Below are 3,050 nucleotides of genomic sequence, written 5' to 3' on the forward strand. Positions count from 1 at the left end.
CCGGGCGACGGGGCCGGTCCGCGGCGACGCCCGCCCGGCGGCGTCACCAGCGCCCGGACTCGGGTTTCGGACTTGGTTCTGGACTTGCGGGCACCCGCTGCTCATAACCGCGCTCTGCATGCGCAGCCCGGATCGCGATCCCCGGCCGCGCGTGCGAGCAGGCTTCGGAGACGGCGATGGCGCTCAAGGACACGCTTCTGCGCATCTTCACGTGGTGGAACGGGCAGACGATGTCGCTCGCGCTCTACACTGCACGCAGCGGCAACTTCGTCGGCAGCGACGACCACGGCAACAAGTACTACCGCGCGCAAGGGGCGCTGATCGACCGCTCGGTCGGCTCGGAGCGGCGCTGGGTGGTCTACAACGGCTACGCCGACGCCTCGAAGGTCCCGCCCGGCTGGCGCGGCTGGCTCTGCCACAACGTCGAGCTGCCGCCGAGCGAGGAGGCCTACACCCCGCGCGAGTGGCAGAAGCCCCACGTCGAGAACATGACCGGCACGGCCGACGCCTACCGCCCGAAGGGCTCGCAGCTCTCCTGGGGCGCCCGCCCCGCCGCCACCGGCGACTACGTGCCGTGGACGCCGGGCGAATAGCCCCCCACCAGTCCGGCCGGCACGTCTCCCCTCCGGTTGGATGGGCCTCCGAGGCCGGATCTGCTTTGACGACCCGGTCTCCGTCATTCCGGGGCTGCGCAGCAGAGCCCGGAATCCAGGGCCGCCGCGAGGCGCAGACTGGAGCCAGACCCGCGGCGCTGGATCCCGGGCTCGCCTCCGGCGCCCCGGGATGACGGGGAGGGGCCGGAAACGAGACCTGCAGGCCCTGTCCGCCCGCGTCGCGACCGCGGAGGCCGCGCCCTTTTTCCACCACCGTTTTCGTATTGAACGCGTCGATCCGCCGGCCGCGCGCCGCGTCGTTCACTTGCCGAGAGGGGCGTGCCTTGAGCCGCATCACCGCACGGGCCGCGTTCGGCCTCGCCGCCCTCGCGCTCTGCGCAGGCCCGGCCTCCGCCGACAAGATCAAGAACCCGACCGCGGTGTTCTCCGGCCTCGACAAGATCACCGGCCGCATCGTCTCGTTCGAGGTGGCGGTGGACGAGACCGTGCAGTTCGGCGCGCTGCAGCTCACCCCGCGGGTCTGCTACACCCGGCCGCCGACCGAGAGCGCCAAGACCACGGCCTTCCTCGAGGTCGACGAGGTGACGCTGGAGAACAAGTACCGCCGGATCTTCACCGGCTGGATGTTCGCCTCGAGCCCCGGCCTGCACGCGATCGAGCACCCGATCTACGACGTGTGGCTGGTGGATTGTAAGGGTGGCAGCGACATCATCGCCGAGGCGCGCGAGCAGGAGGACGTGCCGGCGATGGCCGCCAAGCCCGAGCGCAAGCGCGGCACGAAGGACGCCGCCAAGACCGTGCAGCAGGTCAACTCCGCCGGCCAGGTCGACGTCGAGGCGCCGCGCGGCGTCCCGGTCCAGCCGCGCCAGAAGCCCTCGCGCAAGTTCTTCCCGTCGAACGAGGGCCCGGCCCCGGCCCCGCCGCAGCCCCCGCAGCCGCAATCGATCTTCGACGCGATCTTCCGCTGATCGCATCCCCCTAGCGCCGCGCATCCGGATCCGGACGCGGGTCCCCTCTCCCGTTCGGGAGAGGGGGCCGCGATGCGCCGACCGCGACACATCATGGCGGCCTTCGGAGCGGAGGAAAACTTATCTGCCAACGCCGGTGCGGCGCCTCACGCCTCCGCGGAGCCCGGCCCGAGGGCGGCCAGGGCCTGCGCCCCTCGGACGCTGCCGTCCGTCGGCCAGGCGTTCCAGTCGGCGGCGTGGCCCAGCGCCTCGGCGAGCCGGCGCTTGTAGACGTGGCGCGGCAGCTCTTCGGCGCCGAACTGGGCGAGGTGCTCGGTGACGAACTGGGTGTCGGCGAGGCGGTATCCGCCGGCGCGGAGCCGTCCCATCAGGTGGACGAGGGCGACCTTCGAGGCGTCGCGCACCTCGTGGAACATGCTCTCGCCGAAGAAGGCCGCCCCCATCGAGACCCCGTAGAGGCCGCCGACGAGCCGGCGCGGCTCGCCGGCGTAGACCTCGATCGTGTGGGCGTGGCCGCGGTCGAACAGCGCGCCGTAGAGCTCGCGGATGCGGCCGTTGATCCAGGTGCGCTCGCTCTCGCGGCGCGGGGCGGCGCAGCCACCGATCACGCCGTCGAAGTCGGTGTCGCTGCGGACCTCGAACACGTCCGAGCGCACCGTGCGCGCGAGCCGCTTCGACACGCGGAACCCGTCGAGCGGCAGCACCCCGCGGGCGCGGGGCTCGACCCAGTACAGCGTCGGGTCGTCGGCGTCCTCGGCCATCGGGAAGATACCGGCGGCGTAGGCCTTGAGAAGGATCTCGGGCGTGATCTCCACGCGGGTGCCGTCGTGCATGGCGGCGATTCTGGGGTGCGCGCGTCCGGAACGCCAGTGGGGCGGCCGCGCAAATCCACGGCGCCGACGCCGCGGGCCCGACCGGCCGGCGATCGCGATCCTTCTGCGGTTCGATCCGTCCGCATCAGGACCGACCTGCAGGGGCGGCGATCTTTGGAAGCACATCCCCGGCCGCATTGGCTAGGATCATCAGCATCGAACCCAAGAGGCGGCAGCACGCCGCCCGGAGGCCGGCATGATCGTCGCCATGCGCAAGTCCCGACCCGAGGCCCGTCCGATCCCGTCGTGTCGTCGCACCGACGGCACGGGGAAGGATCGCAACACGGCACGGAAGGACGACGGCGATGGGCCATCACGACACGGCATTTGACGCGTCCGGCGCGGGACGGACATTCGGATCCCGCACCTTCGCCCGGGCCGCGCGGGCGCACCGCCGGCATTACGGCCGGGCCGCCTTCGCCACCGCCATCGACGACGGCCTGATGCCCGACGAGGTGCGCGGCATCCTGGCCGGCCGCGTCTGGACCAACTGCTACCACGCCTACCCGGCCCACGCGGCCTTCGGCGGCTACAAGCAGTCCGGCATCGGCCGCGAGAACCATCGCATGATGCTCGACCACTACCAGCAGACCAAG

The 3,050-nt window shown here is 71.9% G+C and carries 4 protein-coding genes; 3 read left to right on the forward strand and 1 reads right to left on the reverse strand.

Features of this window, described 5'->3' with window-relative positions:
• The first annotated feature begins 176 nt into the window (after positions 1–176).
• A complete protein-coding gene (locus FV230_RS26645; RefSeq protein WP_147844523.1) occupies positions 177–593 on the forward strand; it encodes an NADH:ubiquinone oxidoreductase subunit NDUFA12 in 417 nt (138 codons plus the stop codon).
• A 344-nt stretch (positions 594–937) separates the two neighbouring features.
• The gene (locus FV230_RS26650; protein WP_147729817.1) at positions 938–1,582 is read left to right on the forward strand and encodes a DUF2155 domain-containing protein; all 645 of its coding nucleotides are present in this window, start codon (positions 938–940) and stop codon (positions 1,580–1,582) included.
• Between the two features lie 146 nt (positions 1,583–1,728).
• On the opposite strand, the gene aat is transcribed toward FV230_RS26650, so the two are convergent.
• A complete protein-coding gene (gene aat, locus FV230_RS26655) occupies positions 1,729–2,415 on the reverse strand; it encodes a leucyl/phenylalanyl-tRNA--protein transferase (RefSeq protein WP_147729863.1) in 687 nt (228 codons plus the stop codon).
• 344 nt (positions 2,416–2,759) lie between these two features.
• Here aat and FV230_RS31040 point away from each other — a divergent pair.
• Positions 2,760–3,050, forward strand: a 291-nt coding sequence (locus FV230_RS31040) for an aldehyde dehydrogenase family protein (protein ID WP_246695019.1), incomplete at its 3' end; no start/stop codon positions are given.

The organism is Methylobacterium sp. WL6, assembly GCF_008040095.1.
Classification (GTDB): domain Bacteria; phylum Pseudomonadota; class Alphaproteobacteria; order Rhizobiales; family Beijerinckiaceae; genus Methylobacterium.

What these genes read in the sequence shown, in the direction of transcription:
- aat (WP_147729863.1), bottom strand. Translation starts at nt 2,415, where the DNA reads ATGCACGACGGCACCCGCGTGGAGATCACGCCCGAGATCCTTCTCAAG.
- FV230_RS26645 (WP_147844523.1), top strand. Translation starts at nt 177, where the DNA reads ATGGCGCTCAAGGACACGCTTCTGCGCATCTTCACGTGGTGGAACGGG.